The organism is Micromonospora rhizosphaerae, from assembly GCF_900091465.1.
Lineage (GTDB): Bacteria > Actinomycetota > Actinomycetes > Mycobacteriales > Micromonosporaceae > Micromonospora > Micromonospora rhizosphaerae.
This window is the reverse complement of the sequence record NZ_FMHV01000002.1, coordinates 7,066,193-7,082,152: the sequence shown is the minus strand read 5'-3', so window position 1 is coordinate 7,082,152 and position 15,960 is coordinate 7,066,193. Positions and strand designations below refer to the sequence as shown.

The 15,960-nt window shown below is 70.9% G+C and carries 14 protein-coding genes; 8 read left to right on the top strand and 6 right to left on the bottom strand.

What is annotated here, in order from left to right:
• The first annotated feature begins 168 nt into the window (after positions 1 to 168).
• From GA0070624_RS33295 to GA0070624_RS33280, 4 genes are all read left to right on the top strand, one after another.
• Positions 169 to 2,325 (top strand): amylo-alpha-1,6-glucosidase, encoded by a 2,157-nt coding sequence (locus tag GA0070624_RS33295; protein ID WP_245719097.1) that lies wholly within the window; start codon positions 169 to 171, stop codon positions 2,323 to 2,325.
• 118 nt (positions 2,326 to 2,443) lie between these two features.
• Positions 2,444 to 2,761, top strand: coding sequence for an ArsR/SmtB family transcription factor (locus GA0070624_RS33290; RefSeq protein WP_091347641.1), 318 nt, complete (start codon positions 2,444 to 2,446; stop codon positions 2,759 to 2,761).
• Positions 2,761 to 3,249 (top strand): SRPBCC family protein, encoded by a 489-nt coding sequence (locus tag GA0070624_RS33285; protein WP_091347638.1) that lies wholly within the window; start codon positions 2,761 to 2,763, stop codon positions 3,247 to 3,249. The genes GA0070624_RS33290 and GA0070624_RS33285 overlap by 1 nt, the downstream gene beginning before the upstream one ends.
• A gap of 16 nt (positions 3,250 to 3,265) precedes the next feature.
• Positions 3,266 to 3,970: a DUF998 domain-containing protein gene (locus GA0070624_RS33280; RefSeq protein WP_091350384.1), complete on the top strand. Its 705-nt coding sequence runs from the start codon at positions 3,266 to 3,268 to the stop codon at positions 3,968 to 3,970.
• 413 nt (positions 3,971 to 4,383) lie between these two features.
• Here GA0070624_RS33280 and GA0070624_RS33270 read toward each other — a convergent pair whose 3' ends face one another.
• The gene (locus GA0070624_RS33270) at positions 4,384 to 4,692 is read right to left on the bottom strand and encodes a 4a-hydroxytetrahydrobiopterin dehydratase (protein WP_091347637.1); all 309 of its coding nucleotides are present in this window, start codon (positions 4,690 to 4,692) and stop codon (positions 4,384 to 4,386) included.
• 184 nt (positions 4,693 to 4,876) lie between these two features.
• Here GA0070624_RS33270 and GA0070624_RS33265 point away from each other — a divergent pair, with 184 nt between their 5' ends.
• Positions 4,877 to 5,326: a (deoxy)nucleoside triphosphate pyrophosphohydrolase gene (locus tag GA0070624_RS33265; protein ID WP_091347634.1), complete on the top strand. Its 450-nt coding sequence runs from the start codon at positions 4,877 to 4,879 to the stop codon at positions 5,324 to 5,326.
• Between the two features lie 166 nt (positions 5,327 to 5,492).
• On the opposite strand, the gene GA0070624_RS33260 is transcribed toward GA0070624_RS33265, so the two are convergent.
• The 5 genes from GA0070624_RS33260 to GA0070624_RS33240 form a co-directional block, all read right to left on the bottom strand.
• A complete protein-coding gene (locus GA0070624_RS33260) occupies positions 5,493 to 6,602 on the bottom strand; it encodes a succinate dehydrogenase/fumarate reductase iron-sulfur subunit (protein ID WP_091347632.1) in 1,110 nt (369 codons plus the stop codon).
• Between the two features lie 4 nt (positions 6,603 to 6,606).
• A complete protein-coding gene (locus tag GA0070624_RS33255; protein WP_091347628.1) occupies positions 6,607 to 8,517 on the bottom strand; it encodes a fumarate reductase/succinate dehydrogenase flavoprotein subunit in 1,911 nt (636 codons plus the stop codon).
• Positions 8,518 to 8,528: 11 nt separating this feature from the next.
• Positions 8,529 to 9,335 carry a hypothetical protein gene (locus tag GA0070624_RS33250; protein WP_091347625.1) on the bottom strand — a complete coding sequence of 269 codons (807 nt, stop codon included), beginning with the start codon at positions 9,333 to 9,335 and terminating at the stop codon, positions 8,529 to 8,531.
• 259 nt (positions 9,336 to 9,594) lie between these two features.
• Positions 9,595 to 11,055 carry a TldD/PmbA family protein gene (locus GA0070624_RS33245; protein ID WP_091350379.1) on the bottom strand — a complete coding sequence of 487 codons (1,461 nt, stop codon included), beginning with the start codon at positions 11,053 to 11,055 and terminating at the stop codon, positions 9,595 to 9,597.
• 35 nt (positions 11,056 to 11,090) lie between these two features.
• Positions 11,091 to 12,527, bottom strand: a complete 1,437-nt coding sequence (locus tag GA0070624_RS33240; RefSeq protein WP_091347621.1) for a TldD/PmbA family protein — start codon at positions 12,525 to 12,527, stop codon at positions 11,091 to 11,093.
• A 268-nt stretch (positions 12,528 to 12,795) separates the two neighbouring features.
• Between GA0070624_RS33240 and GA0070624_RS33235 the strand changes: the two genes are divergently transcribed.
• From GA0070624_RS33235 to GA0070624_RS33225, 3 genes are read left to right on the top strand one after another with little or no spacing between them, the layout of a single operon-like run.
• Positions 12,796 to 13,902 (top strand): ABC transporter ATP-binding protein, encoded by a 1,107-nt coding sequence (locus GA0070624_RS33235; protein WP_091347618.1) that lies wholly within the window; start codon positions 12,796 to 12,798, stop codon positions 13,900 to 13,902.
• The gene (locus GA0070624_RS33230) at positions 13,899 to 14,954 is read left to right on the top strand and encodes an ABC transporter ATP-binding protein (RefSeq protein ID WP_091347615.1); all 1,056 of its coding nucleotides are present in this window, start codon (positions 13,899 to 13,901) and stop codon (positions 14,952 to 14,954) included. Before GA0070624_RS33235 ends, GA0070624_RS33230 begins: the two co-directional genes overlap by 4 nt.
• Positions 14,951 to 15,958, top strand: a complete 1,008-nt coding sequence (locus GA0070624_RS33225; RefSeq protein ID WP_091347612.1) for an ABC transporter permease — start codon at positions 14,951 to 14,953, stop codon at positions 15,956 to 15,958. Before GA0070624_RS33230 ends, GA0070624_RS33225 begins: the two co-directional genes overlap by 4 nt.
• The last annotated feature ends 2 nt before the right edge of the window (positions 15,959 to 15,960 follow it).

Here is a 15,960-nt window from a genome sequence, read left to right as displayed (position 1 = left end):
GTTGCAAGGATAAGAACGGGCTGCCCGGCGAGGCGATTACGGGCGCGCGGGGCGGGTAGTCGCGCTTGTGCGTGCTGCCCCTGACGCTGGGCGGCGCCACCGCTGGTCATCGGCTGCGGACGGACGTACGGCATTGCCAGTCCTGCTCCCGAATCCTGGGAGGTGTGCGTGACGGCGACACAGCGACCGACGCCCGCTGACCCGATGCCGGAGGCGCGGGCACGCCACGGCGTGCCCAGCGGCGCCTGCCGAGACCTACCCCCGGAGTTGGGGCCCGATGCGATCGGCGTACTCGAGGGTCGCACGTTCATGTTCTCCGACGCCGTCGGAAACGTGCCGAGAGGTTCGATCGGCGGCCTCGTCCACGACGACACCCGGTTCATCGGCCAGTGGGAGCTGACGATCAACGAGGCGCCCCTGCTGGTGCTGTCCTCCGGAGCCGTGGATGCCCACTCCGCGGCGTTCTTCCTGGCCAACTCCAACCTGCCCGATCTGCCCGCGAATCGGATCGGGGTGCGGCGGCAGCGGTTCGTCGGTGACGGGCTCTACGAACGCATCGAGGTGCGGTACTTCGGGATCGAGCCGGTATCCTTCCGGCTGCGCTTGGCGGTCGGCACCGACTTCGCCGACTTGTTCGAGATCAAGGAGTCCGGCCGCGACCGCGCTGCGGACATCGTCCGCCGGCATGAGCCGGACGGCTCGGCGCTCGAGTTCGCCTACCGCAACGGCGACTACTCGGCCATGGCGCGAGTCGAGGCCGAGCCGGTCGCAGACCGGCTCGACGGGGACGCTCTGGTCTGGGACCTCCACCTCGACCGGGGACAGCGCTGGGGGTGCCAGCTGTGGGTCCCGTTGCGCTGTGGCGAGGAAAGCTACCGTCCCACGGTCCGGGAGTTCGGGCACGTGTTCGAACACGGGCCGGACGATCCGTCGACCCGGTGGGCGGCGGAGAAGCCGCATCTGGAGACCGACACGGACCTGCTGCGCAACGCCTACCACAGGTCGGCGGCCGACCTGGTGTCGATGCGGATCGAAAAGACCATAGGCGGGGAACCGGTGGTTCTGATCGCCGCGGGGCTGCCGTGGTTCATGACGGCGTTCGGTCGGGACACGTTGATCACTGCCTACCAGACCATGACCTGCGGTGCCGAGGTGGCCCGCGGCGCCCTGATCGTGATGGCCGCGCACCAGGCACAGACGTTCGACGACTTCACCGACCGGGAACCGGGGAAGATCTTCCACGAGTTCCGCACAGGTGAGCTGACCCAGCTCGGCCTCAAGCCTTACCGTCCCTACTACGGCGGCGCGGACAGCACCGCTCTGTGGCTGATCCTGCTCTCCGAGTACTGGCGGTGGACCGGCGACCACGAACTCGTGCACCGGCTGCGCGGCAACGCCGATGCCGCCCTCCGGTGGATCGACCGCTACGGCGACCGTGACGGGGACGGCTACGTCGAATACGCCACCCGCTCCACGCAAGGCCTGGGTAACCAGTGCTGGCGGGATTCCCCGGACGGGGTGCAGTTTGCCGACGGCACCATCCCCGTGCTTCCGATCGCCACCTGCGAGACACAGGGCTACACGTACGACGCGAAGCTGCGCGCGGCCGAACTCGCCGACGGCCCGTGGCAGGAACCTGACCTGGCGCGGCGGCTGCGCGCAGCGGCCACCCGGCTACGTGAGCAGTTCAATCAGGACTACTGGGTCCCTGAGCGGGGTGGCTACTACGCCGTCGGCCTCGACGGTGACAAGCGCCGCATCGACTCGATGACGTCGAACATGGGTCACCTGCTGTGGAGCGGCATCGTGCCGCAGGACCGCGCCGGCCAGGTCGCGGCGCGGCTGATGTCCGACGAGATGTTCTCCGGCTGGGGCGTGCGCACCCTGTCCACCGCCGATATGGGCTACAACCCCATCGGATACCACCTCGGCACCGTCTGGCCACACGACAACTCGATCATCGCCGCCGGGCTGGCCCGATACGGCTACCGCGACGAGGCCAACCGCATTGCCATGGCCATGCTGAACGCGGCCGCCTACTCCCAGCACCGGCTGCCTGAGGCGTTCTCCGGCTACGACCAGTCCTTCGGCCGCGAGCCCGTGCCCTATCCGACCGCGTGCAATCCGCAGGCGTGGGCCAGCGGAGCGCCCCTGCTGTTTCTGCGCACCATGCTCGGCCTGGGACCACACGGTGGCGCGTTGCACGCCGACCCGCAGATACCCGCCGAGCTCGGACGGATCCGCCTGAGCAACGTCGCGGCCCTCGGCCGACGGTGGAACGTCGAGGCAGCCGGCAACCGCTCCACTGTTCGGCCCGTCGGGTGAATGGTGGGGTGCGTCCGTACGATCCGCTGATGATCGAACCCTCTGCCGCTGCGAATGACGGCGCGAATCCCCGGCCCTGGCGTTGACATGTGACCAAATGGTCACCTATTTTTAAGTCGTGCCCGACGACGATCTCGTGTTCAAGGCGCTCGCCGACCCGACGCGGCGTTTCCTGCTCGACCTGCTCTTCGCCCGGGACGGACGCACCCTGACCGAGCTGGAGTCCGAGCTGGAGATGACCCGCTTCGGCGTCATGAAGCACCTGCGCGTGCTGGAGGAGGCGGGTCTCGTCGTCTCCCGCCGGTCGGGCCGGGAAAAGCTGCACTTCCTCAACCCCGTGCCGATCCGCCAGATCCACGACCGGTGGATCGACAAGTACACCGCGCACCACGCGTCGGCACTCGTCGACCTGAAAGCCGAGTTGGAGGACCAGTGATGACCAGCACCACGCGTACCGTCCAGGTCTACCGGATCTACATCAAGGCGACGCCGGAGGCGGTCTGGGCGGCGATCACCGATCCGGAATGGAGCGAGCGGTACGGCTACCGGTCGCCCGCGCACTACGAGCTGCGCCCCGGTGGCCGGTACCGCGGCCTCGCGAGCCCGGAAATGACGGCGGTGGGCGTGCCGGAGCTGGCCGTCGAGGGCGAGGTCCTCGAGGTCGACCCTCCGCGCCGGCTGGTGCAGACCTGGCACCCGCTCTGGGGCGCGGAGGCCGCCGCCGAGCCGCCCACCCGCCTGACGTACGAGATCGATGAGATCAGCCCGGGCGTCACCCGGCTGACGGTGGTCCACGACGTCACCGACGCGCCCAGCGTGGCGGCGATGGTCGGCGGGGAGGTGCCGAACGCCGGCGGCGGCTGGAGCGAGGTGCTCAGCGACCTCAAGACGCTGTTGGAGACCGGCAAGCCACTGGCCTGCTGACCCCGAGGAGACGGTGGTGACGAGCGAGTCCAGCACGCTGGCCGACCGCGCGGCACTACGGGCCGCGTCCCCTTCCCGGACCACCCGGGGGCTGCTGGTCTGCGGCGCTCTGGCCGGGCCGGTCTTCGTCGTGACGGTGGCGGCGCAGGCCTTCACCCGCGACGGCTACGACCTCCGCCGGCACCCGATCAGCCTGCTCACCCTCGGCACCCTGGGCTGGATCCAGATGTCGGCGTTCATCGGCGCCGGCCTGCTCAGCGCCGCGTACGCCGTCGGGTTGCGGCGTGCCCTGCGCCCCGGCCCGGCGGGAGCCTGGGTGCCGCCACTTGTCGGTGTCTTCGGCCTCGGCCTGATCGTGGGCGGGGGGTTTCGGCCGGACCCGGCGCTCGGCTTCCCGCCCGGCGCTCCCGCGGGGAACGCGGACCCGATGAGCTGGCACGGCATCGTGCACGCCGTCGCCCCGCCGCTCGCCTTCACCGCCCTGGTGCTGGCCTGCTTCGTGGTGGTCCGCCGGGCCGTCGTGCTGCGGCAGCCCTGCTGGGCGGCCTACAGTGCGGCCACCGGCATGGTCGCCCTGGCGCTGGTGGCCTGGCCCGGCCAGGAGGGGCTGAGCGTACGGCTCGCCCTCGCGGTCACCCTCGCCTTCGCCTGGACCACCACGCTGGCGCTGCGCCTGCTCTCCGGCGACCGGGTCGCGAGCAGCGGGCCTCGACGGGTCTAGTCGGCGCGGGCGATGACGATCAGTTCCCCGTCGCCGCTGGCGCCCGCCGGCTCCCGGCCCCAGCCGCCGGACAACCGCTCGACGGTGAAGCCGGCGGCGGCGAGGGACGCGCGCAACTCCTCCTCGGTCCGGAAGCGCAGCGTCCCCGAGCCGAGCAGTTCCGCACCGTCCGGGAAGACGTAGTGGTGGACGAAGCTGACAGGAGACGTGGTGCAGGATCACGTTGTGCACGTCGCCGCGGGCAGGCGGGCCGGTGAGCGGTATGACGCTGAGTCATAAATTGCCTGACAGGCATAACGCTCACCGGGAAACACGTCCGGGTGGCGCAGCGGTCAGGCCGGACCGGCCGCCCAGTTGGCGGAGACGTCAGGGACCGGCCGCACAGGTGTCGGTGAACCGCGCGGACCAGCCGGTCAGGAGCCGGTGACCGCGCGGACGGCGTCCTCGATGCGGGCGGCGAGCAGGACCTCGCCCTCGGTCAGCGGCTCGCCGTCGCCGTGCCCGACCCGGATCTGGGTGCGGTCGGCCCGGCGGCTGATCTCCGGGCGCAGGCGCAGCGCGTCCGCGACCACCTTGATCCGCTCGGTGAGGGCCGCGTGCTGGGTTTCGTCGAGGACGAGGTTCCGTCGGATCTGCTCACCCTCCCGGGTCCACCCGGACAGCAGGGTGAGCGCGTCGCTGAGGTAATCGCGTTTCGCCCGGCCGTTGAACAGCACGCGCATCACCGAACCTCCCAGGCGTCGTTGCCGGCTTGTGGCCAAATCGTCGCCATCCCGTGTCTCAGTCGACGCCCTCTAGTCTGTCGCCGCACGGAGGGTGTGTCCACGCCCACACTTCCGGGTTCTCTTGGCCTGACGGCCGACCGCGGTACCCAAACCGCCGATTGATCTGGCACCCTGGACGCCCGTGCGGACCGAACGGGTAAGCGGGAACGGGCAGGCCGACCGGCGCGAGCCGAAGGTCGTCGTGGGAGCGGCGATCATCGCGAACGGGCGGGTCCTCGCCTGTGCGCGCGCCGCGCCGCCCGAGGTGGCCGGCCGGTGGGAGTTCCCCGGCGGCAAGGTCGAGCCGGGCGAGAGCGAGACCGCGGCGCTGATCCGGGAGTGCGCCGAGGAGCTCGCCGTACGCGTGGAGATCGGCCAGCGGGTCGGCCGCGACGTCCGGATGGCGCACGGCCGCTCCGTCCTCCGGGTGTACACGGCCCGCCTCCTGCACGGCGACCAGCCGAAGCCCCTGGAGCACTCGGAGTTGCGCTGGCTCTCCGCCGCCGAGCTGGACACCGTCAGCTGGCTCCCCGCCGACGCCCCCATCGTCGCCGCCCTCCGCCCCCTCCTGCTGTCCGACCGATCCCACTGACTCTTCCCCACCCAGCCCTGCCCAACCCCGTTGATCATGGGGTTGGCGGCTGAAGACGCCGTCAGCCCCATGATCAACGTCGAGGAGGTGGAAGGGGACGGTGGGGCGGAAAGGGGACGGGGGCCGGCGGCAGATGCCGCGGCCCCCGTCGTTGGTGTCCTGGTGGTCAGTGCTTCGGCTCGTCCTGCTGCGGGTGGGCGAAGTTCAGGTGCTCGGGCGGCAGCGGGAAGTGGACGTCGTCACCGAACGGCGACGGCGCGGCCGCGCGGTCGAAGGTCAGCTCCGTCAGCGGGAGCTTGCCGCGGTCGTCGACGGCCGCTTCGGTCGGGCGGGGCACCTGGCGGTGCCAGTTCACGCCGCGCTGCGCCTGCGCCTCGTGCCGCGGGTCATGCGACGCGCCCGCGTGCGAATGCAGATGCGCTTCGCCCTGGGTCGCACCTGGGTGCGCCGCGCCGCCGTGCTGCGCGCTGGTCACGAAGGTCTGAGGCACCTGACCCCTCCGGAAGATCTTGCTACCGAGCCACACGAGTGGATCGTACCTGCGGTCGACGACCCGCTCCTTCATGGGGATGATCCCGTTGTCGGTGATCTTGATGTGCTCCGGGCAGACCTCGGTGCAGCACTTGGTGATGTTGCAGTAGCCGAGGCCCTGCTCCTGCTGCGCGTACTCCCTGCGGTCGGTCCTGGCGTCGAGCGGGTGCATGTCCAGCTCGGCGGCCCGGATGAAGAACCGCGGGCCGGCGAAGGCCTCCTTGTTCTCCTCGTGGTCGCGGATCACGTGGCAGACGGTCTGGCACAGGAAGCACTCGATGCACTTGCGGAACTCCTGCGAGCGCTCGACGTCCACCTGCTGCATCCGGTAGTCGCCCGGGGCCACGTCGGCCGGCGGCGCGAAGGCCGGCGTCTCCAGGGCCTTCTGGTAGTTGAAGGAGACGTCAGTGACCAGGTCCCGGATGACCGGGAAGGTCCGCAGCGGGGTGACGGTGACGGTCTCGTCCTCCGCAAAGGTGGACATCCGGGTCATGCAGCTCAGCCGCGGCTTGCCGTTGATCTCCATCGAGCAGGAGCCGCACTTGCCCGCCTTGCAGTTCCAGCGGCAGGCCAGGTCCGGCGCGTCGGTGTTCTGCAGGCGGTGGATGACGTCGAGGACGACCTCGCCCTCCTTCACCTCGACCATGTAGTCCTGCAGCTCGCCGCCGTTCTCGTCGCCCCGCCAGATGCGGAACTGTCGCTTCACGGCCGGCTTGCCGGCCGCCGGGGATTTCTGCTCACCCATTTCGTCAGCTCTCCTTCTCAGCGAGGGCGTCGAACTCGGCGAGCTCCTCGTCGGTCAGGTACTTGGCCAGCTCCGCCCGGTCGAAGAGCTTCATCAGCTCCAGACGCATCTTCGGCAGCGGCTTGTGCTCCAGGCGGACGGTGTCGCCCTCGAGGGAGCAGACCAGGTTGACCCGGCGCCACGTCGCGTCCATCTTCGGGAAGTCCTCCCGGGTGTGCCCGCCGCGCGACTCCTGCCGCTCCAGCGCCGCCTTCGCGGTGCACTCCGAGACCACCAGCATGTTGCGCAGGTCCAGCGCCAGGTGCCAGCCCGGGTTGTAACGCCGGCCGCCGGCCGCGCTCACCTTGGCCACCCGCTCGCGCAGCTCGCTCAGCTTGCCCAGGGCGTCGCGCAGCTCACCCTCTCGCCGGATGATGCCGACCAGCTCGCCCATCACCGCCTGGAGGTCCTGCTGCAGGGTGTACGGGCTCTCCCCGGTGTCCCGCTGGAGCGGGGCCAGCGCCGTCTCCACCGCGGCCTCCACCGCCGCGATGGCGATCTTCGGGCGCGAGGTGAGCTGCTCGGCGTACGTCGCGGCGTGGCCGCCCGCCCGCTTACCGAAGACCAGCAGGTCGGACAGCGAGTTGCCGCCGAGCCGGTTGGAGCCGTGCATGCCGCCGGAGACCTCACCAGCGGCGTAGAGACCCCGGACCCGGCCGGCCGCGGCGCCGCTGTCCGGGTCCACCTCGACGCCACCCATGACGTAGTGGCAGGTCGGGCCGACCTCCATCGGCTCCTCGGTGATGTCGACGTCGGCCAGCTCCTTGAACTGGTGGTACATCGACGGCAGGCGGCGGCGGATCTCCGCGGCCGGCAGCCGGGAGGCGATGTCCAGGTAGACGCCGCCGGCCGGCGTACCCCGACCGGCCTTGACCTCGCTGTTGATCGCGCGGGCGACCTCGTCGCGGGGGAGCAGCTCGGGCGGACGCCGGTTGTGGTCCGGGTCGTCGTACCAGCGGTCCGCCTCCTCCGCTGTCTCCGCGTACTGCTTGCGGAAGACGTCGGGGACGTAGTCGAACATGAACCGCTTGCCCTCGGAGTTCTTCAGCACGCCGCCGTCACCGCGGACCGACTCGGTGACCAGGATGCCCTTCACCGAGGGCGGCCAGACCATGCCGGTCGGGTGGAACTGGAGGAACTCCATGTTGATCAGAGTCGCCCCGGCGCGCAGTGCCAGCGCGTGTCCGTCCCCGGTGTACTCCCAGGAGTTCGAGGTGACCTTGTAGGACCGGCCGACGCCACCGGTGGCCAGCACCACTGCCGGGGCCTCGAAGAGGAGGAACTCGCCCGACTCCCGGTAGTAGCCGAACGCGCCGGCGATCCGGTCGCCGTCGAGCATCAGCTCGGTGATGGTGGTCTCGGCGAAGACCCTGATCCGGGCCTCGTAGTCGCCGAACTCGCGCTTGTCCTCCTGCTGGAGGGAGACGATCTTCTGCTGGAGGGTGCGGATCAGCTCCAGGCCGGTCCGGTCGCCGACGTGCGCCAGGCGCGGGTACTCGTGGCCGCCGAAGTTGCGCTGCGAGATCCTCCCGTCCTTGGTGCGGTCGAAGAGCGCCCCGTACGTCTCCAGCTCCCAGATCCGCTGCGGCGACTCCTTCGCGTGCAGCTCGGCCATCCGGAAGTTGTTGAGGAACTTGCCGCCGCGCATCGTGTCGCGGAAGTGCACCTGCCAGTTGTCCCGGCTGTTCATGTTCCCCATGGCGGCGGCCGCGCCACCCTCGGCCATCACCGTGTGCGCCTTGCCGAAGAGCGACTTCGAGATGATGGCCGTCTTCTTGCCCGCCAGCCGGGCCTCGATCGCCGCGCGCAGGCCGGCGCCGCCGGCCCCGATCACGACGACGTCGTAGTGGTGTCGTTCGATTCGAGTCTCAGTCATGTCCAGGGCCTCTAGTTGATGAACCGCAGGTCGTTGAACCAGCCGGCCGCTACCGCCATGACGTAGAAGTCGGTGAGCGCCAGGGTGCCGAGGGTGATCCAGGCGAGCTGCATGTGCCGGACGTTCAGCCAGGAGACGAAGGTCCAGCCCTTGTAGCGCAGGGGGTGTTGGGAGAAGTGCTTGAGCCGGCCGCCGATGATGTGCCGGCAGGAGTGGCAGGAGATGGTGTACCCCCAAAGCATCACCACGTTGGCCAGCAGGATCAGGTTGCCCAGCCCGAAGCCGAAGCCCTTCGGGGAGTGGAACGCGTAGATCGCGTCGTAGGTGTTGATGATCGAGATGATCGCGGCGGCGTAGAAGAAGTAGCGGTGCGAGTTCTGGCCGAGCAGCGGGAAGCGGGTCTCACCGCTGTAGGCCTTGTGTCCGTCCGGGACCGCGCAGGCCGGGGGAGAGAGCCAGTACGACCGGTAGTAGGCCTTGCGGTAGTAGTAGCAGCTCAACCGGAACAGCAGCAGCAGCGGCAGGGTCAGTGCGGCGTCCGGGATGACCCACCAGTCCGGCAGGAAGCGGCCGAAGTGCGAGGACCCGTCGACGCAGCGGTCCGTCACGCACGGGGAGTAGAACGGGGTCAGGTAGTGGTAGGCGTCCACCCAGTACCACTTGTGCATGAAGACCCGGACCGTCGCGTACGCGATCCAGGCGGTGAGCCCGATGACGGTGATCAGTGGAGCAAACCACCAGCGGTCGGTCCGCAACGTTTTCGCCGCGATGGCGGCGCGCGCCCGCGCCCCCCGCGGCCTCGTTGCCGTTGATGTCATTCGAGTCGTCTCCCTGACGGCGCCCTCGCGGGCGGCGGATCACGTTCCATACCGGTCAGCGGACCGGCGAGACCGCGTCCACTGCCACGTCTTGCGCACACCAACGACCGCACCGGCAGACCGGCGCAGCTAAGTGACACACGTTACGCCGATCTTTGCGGCCCGGCCGCGCAACGCAGTGTCCCGTGTGTCCCGCACCTTGGAAAGACCCGGACGCGTGATCGATGTCCGGCCGTTAGGAAAGATCGCCCCGACCGGGTCAGCCGGAGGCGCCGCCGGTGAAGTTCCAGGCGGCCAGCCGCAGCGGCGGAGGCTCCCACCAGACGCCGTCGACCCGGTCCGGCTGCCGCACCGCTCGTCGCCCCACGCCCAGCACCGCGCCCGGCCCGAGCGCCCGCGGGTACGCCTCGGTGAACCGGAAGTCGCGTACCGCCCTGGTCGGCACCCCGTCCTCGACCAGCCACACTCCGTTGCGGGTCAGCCCGGTGATGACCAGGCTCTTCGGGTCGAGCACCCGGGTGTACCAGAAGTCGCTCACCAGCAGCCCGCGCTTCACCCCGGCGACCAGCGCGGCGGTGTCCGGATCGGCCACCGCCCCCGCCGTCGAGGCGCCGCCGCCCGGCCCGCTCGGGGCCGCCCCCTCGCCGGGCGCCGGGCCGTCGGCCGCCCCGCCAACGGGCGCCGGGCTGTCGCCGCCGACCGTGTGGGCGGCGGCGGGGAGCAGGCGGAGGTTGTGGGGGATCGGGCCGAACGTGGACGCGCCGACCATGCCGTGACCGGTGGACGCGACACCCACCTCGGCGCCGCTGCGCCGGTCGTGCGCCACCGCCATGGTGGTGCCCGCGTCAACCAGGGTCAGCGGGTGTCGGTGGGTGCCCTCCAGGTCGTACGGGAGGGCGGAGCCGTGCAGCGGGTCGTCGACCAGGGTCACCGACGGGTCGAACTGGGCGGCGCCAAGCTCGGCGAAGGACTGCCGCTCGGCGTACCGCTTGCCGTTGAAGCCGTACCAGGCGAGGTTCTGCAGGAGATCGGCCACGGCGGCCGGCTCGAGCACCACCTCGTAGCGCCCGGGAGGCAGCTCGACCGGGTCGGCCGCCGCCCGCGCCTTCGCCGCCGCCCGCGCGCCGAGTGCGCCGCCGTCGAGGTCGGCGAGGCGGTCGGCGCAGCGTCGGGCCACCCCGTCCGAGCCGCCGGTACGGGCGATGCCGTCCATCGCCGCCTCCGCCGTACGCCCCTGCGCCGAGTGGCCGGCGGAGTTGGCGAACGCCCCGGACCGGTACGACGTGCGGCAGTAGCCGGCTGCCTCCAGCCCGCCCACCGCGTCCACGAAGGCGCGTACCCGGGCGGCGCGCTCGTCCGGCTCGGCGTGCGCGGTCGACTCGTCGAAGACGGCGCTCGGCGGGACCGGGGAGGGCGGGGTCAGCCCCGGCCAGGCCGGGTCGGGCGGGCAGAGCCGGGCCGCCGTGAGGGTCCGCTCGACCAGCGCGCGGAGGCCGTCGGTGTCGACCAGGCTGCCGCCACCGGCCGCGGTACGACCCTCGACGTGCACCCGCAGCCGCACGGCCACGCTCGACTCGGCAACGTTCTGGTGGATGAAGGAGTTGGCGAACCGGGTCAGCGCCAGGTCGGTCCGGCTCACCACGGCCTCGGCCTGCGCGTCCGGCCCGGCGAGCCGGCGGACAAGCTCCACCACCTGACCGGCGATCTCCAGCTCGGTCATGTCGCCGTCCCTTCCCTCGCGGCCACCGGAGCCGGTCATGCGCGCACCCCCACCCGGACATTGCGGAAGCGGGCCGGCGCGGCCGGGTGACCGGTGTGGCCGACCTGGCCGGGCTGGCCCTTGCCGCAGTTGGGGGTGCCCCAGGGCACGATCTCGGAAGAGAGCATGTCCATCGAGCGCCAGAAGAGCGGGCCGATCCCGGTGTAGGTGGGGTTGCGCAGCATCCGCCCGCGCCGGCCCTTCTTCACCTCCCAGCCGATCTCGCAACCGAACTGGAAGTTGAGCCGCTTGTCGTCGATGGACCAGGAGCGGTTGACGTCCATCAGCACCCCTTCGTTGGTGGCGGCGATGATCTCGTCGAGCGTGTGCGGGCCCGGTTCCAGGCCGACGTTGGTCATCCGCACCATCGGCAGCCGGGCCCAGCCGTCCGCCCGTACGCTGCCGCCGTAGCCCAGACCGGCGACGGCGCCCGAGTCGCGGCCGGCGAGCACGCCCACCCACCGCCCCTCGCGGACCGCGTCCCGAGCGACCGCGGGGGAGCCCTCGTCGTCGAAGCCGAAGCTGCCCAGCGCGCCCGGGATGGTCGGGTCGATGGTGATGTTCATCAGGTCGGAGCCGTAACGCAGCGAGCCGAGCTGGGCCAGGTCCAGCCAGGAGGTGCCGGCGAAGGCGGCCTCCCAGCCGAGGATCCGGTCCAGCTCGATGGCGTGCCCGACCGACTCGTGGATCTGCAACGCGAGCTGCTCGCCGCCGAGGATCAGGTCCGTCTCGCCGGCCGGGCACCCGGGGGCGGTGAGCAGCGCCCGGGACTCCTCGGCGATCCGGGCGGCGTGCGCGGCCAGGTCGAGCGACGTGACCAGCTCCCAGCCGGTGGTGCCGTACTGGCCGCGGTAGCTGGGGTAGGAGCGACGCTGGGTCTCGCCGTCGCCGATCGAGGTGGCCGAGATGCCGCCGCCGCACTCGCGGATCCGCTGGTCGATCCGGTGGCCCTCGCTGGAGACGAACCACTTCGCGGTGTCCCAGATCTGGTAGAGCCCCTCGGCCAGGTCGGCGCCGTGCGACCGCATCGTCTCCGTCGCCCGGACCAGCAGGTCGCCCTTGTCCGACAGCGGGACGCCGAGCGGATCCACCTCGCACCCGGAGGACCAGTTGGCGGTGGTCGCCTCGGTGGGGACCAGGTCGATCGGCGGGCCGGGGACGCGCGCGCTCGCGGCGGCGATCGCCGCGGCGCGCCGGCCGGCGTCGCGCGCCCCGGCGTCCGACAGATCCGGTACGGCGTGGAAGCCCCAGCTCGACCCGACCAGCGCGCGGACCCCCAGCCCGACGCTCTCGTCCTGGACCAGCTCCTCGATGTCGCCGTTGCGGGCCGACATCGACTCGTAGCGGCGGTGCATCACCCGGGCGTCCGCGTACCGGGCTCCCGCGTCGAGGGCGGCCTGGACGGCGGCGGTCGCCGCGTCGAACTCGCTCATGCGCCCGACCCTAGGCGAGCGCCCCGACATCCGTCAGCGCCTTGGCCTCAAGATCGACGCAATGTACGGGAGGTGGTGCCTTCCGCCCTCCAGGACACCGCGACATGCCGCAGCTGGAGTCGATCACAGTCATAAATGTGCAGGTGGGGACTGGTCAGGGCCGATGCAGACTCGTTACGCTGACGCCCGCTGACAGGTCCCGACTTGTAGCTTATTTTCGCCCTCAGAACTTTGCTGTAAGTTCTCTTCGTCACTGAGGGAGGCGGTCGTGGGCAGGTCGGAGTCGGCGCCGTCCGGGGTTCCGGGCGACGGCCCCAGCGTGCCGGAGCAGCGCACCGGCGAGGGGCCCTACCTCCGGGTGAAGGACCTGCGGGTCCGCTTCGACACCGAGGACGGCGTGGTCCGCGCCGTGGACGGGGTGTCCTTCGCGGTGGAGCGCGGTCGCACGCTCGGCATCGTCGGCGAGTCCGGCTCCGGCAAGAGCGTCACCTCGCTGGCCATCCTCGGCCTGCACAGCGCCAAGCGCGCCACCATCACCGGCGAGATCTCCGTCGGCGGCCGCCAGCTGGTCGGCCTGCCGGAGGAGGCGGTACGCCGGCTGCGGGGCCGGGACATGGCGATGATCTTCCAGGACCCCCTGTCGGCGCTGCATCCCTACTACACAGTGGGCAAGCAGATCGCCGAGGCGTACCGGGTGCACCACCCGAAGGCGAGCAAGCGGGAGGCCCGGCAGCGGGCGGTGGACATGCTCGGACGGGTCGGCATCCCGCAGCCGGCGAAGCGGTTCGACCAGTACCCGCACGAGTTCTCCGGCGGCATGCGGCAGCGGGCGATGATCGCGATGGCCCTGGTCAACGATCCGGACCTGTTGATCGCGGACGAGCCGACGACCGCGCTGGACGTCACGGTGCAGGCGCAGATCCTGGACCTGCTGGAGGACCTGCAGGCCGAGTTCCACTCCGCGATCATCCTGATCACCCACGACCTGGGCGTGGTCAGCCAGGTGGCCGACGACGTGCTGGTGATGTACGGCGGCCGGGCGGTGGAGCACGGCGGCGTGGAGCAGGTGTTGCGGCGGCCGCAGCACCCGTACACGTGGGGGTTGTTGTCGAGCGTGCCGTCGTTGCACGGCGACGCGGACGCGGACCTGGTGCCGATCAAGGGCAACCCGCCGTCGCTGATCAACCTGCCGTCGGGGTGCGCGTTCCACCCGCGCTGCCGCTACGCCGGCCGCAACGGTGACCGCTCCTTCACCGAGGTGCCGGAGCTGCGCCCGACCGGGGAGGACGGCCACCTGGTGGCCTGCCACCTGCCGGCCGAGGAGCGCACCCGGCTGTACCAGGAGGACATCGCACAGGTGGGGGTGGCCCAATGACGGCGCAGGCGGAGACGGCGCCGGTGGCGCCGGGAGCGGCGGCGGAACCACTGCTGCGGGTCCGCGGTCTGACGAAGCACTTCCCGGTGCGGGGTGCCTTCCGCACCACCGGGCTGGTGCGGGCCGTGGATGGCCTGGACTTCGACGTGCGGCCGGGGGAGACCCTGGGCCTGGTCGGCGAGTCGGGCTGTGGGAAGACGACGACCGGGCGGATGCTGGTGCGGCTGCTGGAGCCCACGACCGGCAGCATCGAATTCGCCGGGCGGGACATCACCCACGCCCGGCGGCGTGAGCTGCGGCCGCTGCGGCAGGACCTGCAGATCATCTTCCAGGACCCGTACGCCTCGCTGAACCCCCGCCACACGGTTGGCCGGATCGTGGCCATGCCGTTGCAGGTCAACGGCATCAACCCGCCTGGCGGCATCAAGAAGCGGGTCCAGGAACTGCTGGAACTGGTGGGGTTGAATCCGGAGCACTACAACCGGTATCCGCACGAGTTCTCCGGTGGGCAGCGCCAGCGCATCGGCATCGCCCGCGCCCTGGCGCTGCGGCCGAAGCTGATCGTCGCCGACGAGCCCGTGTCGGCGTTGGACGTCTCCATCCAGGCGCAGGTGATCAACCTGCTGCGCGAGCTGCAACGCGACCTGGATCTGGCGTTCGTGTTCATCGCCCACGACCTGGCGGTGGTGCGGCACTTCTGCCACCGCGTCGCGGTCATGTACCTCGGCAAGATCGTCGAGATCGGCGACCGCGACGACATCTACGAACGGCCCCAGCACCCGTACACCCGGGCGTTGCTGTCGGCGATCCCGGATGTGACCACCCTCGGCCCGGCCGGCCGGATCCGGCTGGCCGGGGACGTGCCGACGCCGCTGAACCCGCCCTCGGGCTGCCGGTTCCGCACCCGCTGCTGGAAGGCGCAGGAGCGGTGCGCGACCGAAGAACCGGCACTGGTAGCCCGTGACGGCGGCCGACAGTTGACGGCCTGCCACTTCCCGGAGCAGGGAGCGATCAACGCCGGGATCAGCGAGTCCGCGGAGGTGTCGCAGTGAGCCTGTCCCCGGTCGAGGGCGCGGCGCGGGCGGAGATCGAGCCGGCCGTCGACATCGTCAAGCCCGACGAGAGGGCGATCGTCGGCCGGTCACCCGGCCAGCTCGCCTGGGCCCGGCTGCGTCGGGACCGTACGGCCATTGTCAGTGGCGTCGTGCTGCTGTTCTTCACCGTGCTGGCACTCGCCGCGCCGCTGGTTGCCAAGCTGTACGGGGTCGGCCCGAACGAGCAGTTCCAGCAGCTCCTGGACGGCAACGGCATGCCGCTGGGCTACGTCGGCGGCATCACCGGCGACCACTGGTTCGGGCTGGAACCGCGGCTGGGCCGGGACATCTTCATCCGGATGGTGTACGGCCTGCGGACGTCGCTGTTCATCGCGTTCGCCGCCGCCCTGGTCACCACCGCGATCGGCGTGGTGACCGGCATCCTCGCCGGCTTCCTGGGCGGCATCGTCGACACGGTGATCAGCTGGATCACCGACGTGGCGCTGGCCCTGCCGTTCCTCATCTTCGCCCTGGCCGTGGTGCCGACCGTGGCGCTGCGCTTCTACGGCCCCCGCGAGGAGGTGCCGCCGGCGTTCCAGGTGGCCGTCCTCATCGGCATCTTCGCCGCGTTCGGCTGGACGAGCACCGCCCGGTTGGTCCGCGGTCAGGTGATCTCGCTGCGCGAACGCGAGTTCGTGGAGGCCGCCCGGGCCAGCGGCGCCGGGCTGGGGCACATGCTCTTCCGGCAGCTCCTGCCCAACCTCTGGGCGCCGATCCTGGTCGCCTTCTCGCTGGCCGTGCCGCAGTACATCACCGGCGAGGCGGCGCTGTCGTTCCTGGGCATCGGCATCCTCGAACCCACCGCCGACTTCGGTCGGATGATCTTCCAGAGCATCCCGTACCTGCAGACCGACCCGGCATACGTGTTCTTCCCCGGCGTCACGATCTTCATCCTCGTGCTCGCCTTCAACCTGCTCGGCGACGCGCTGCGTGACGCGCTCGACCCGAAGTCGTCCCGGTAGGG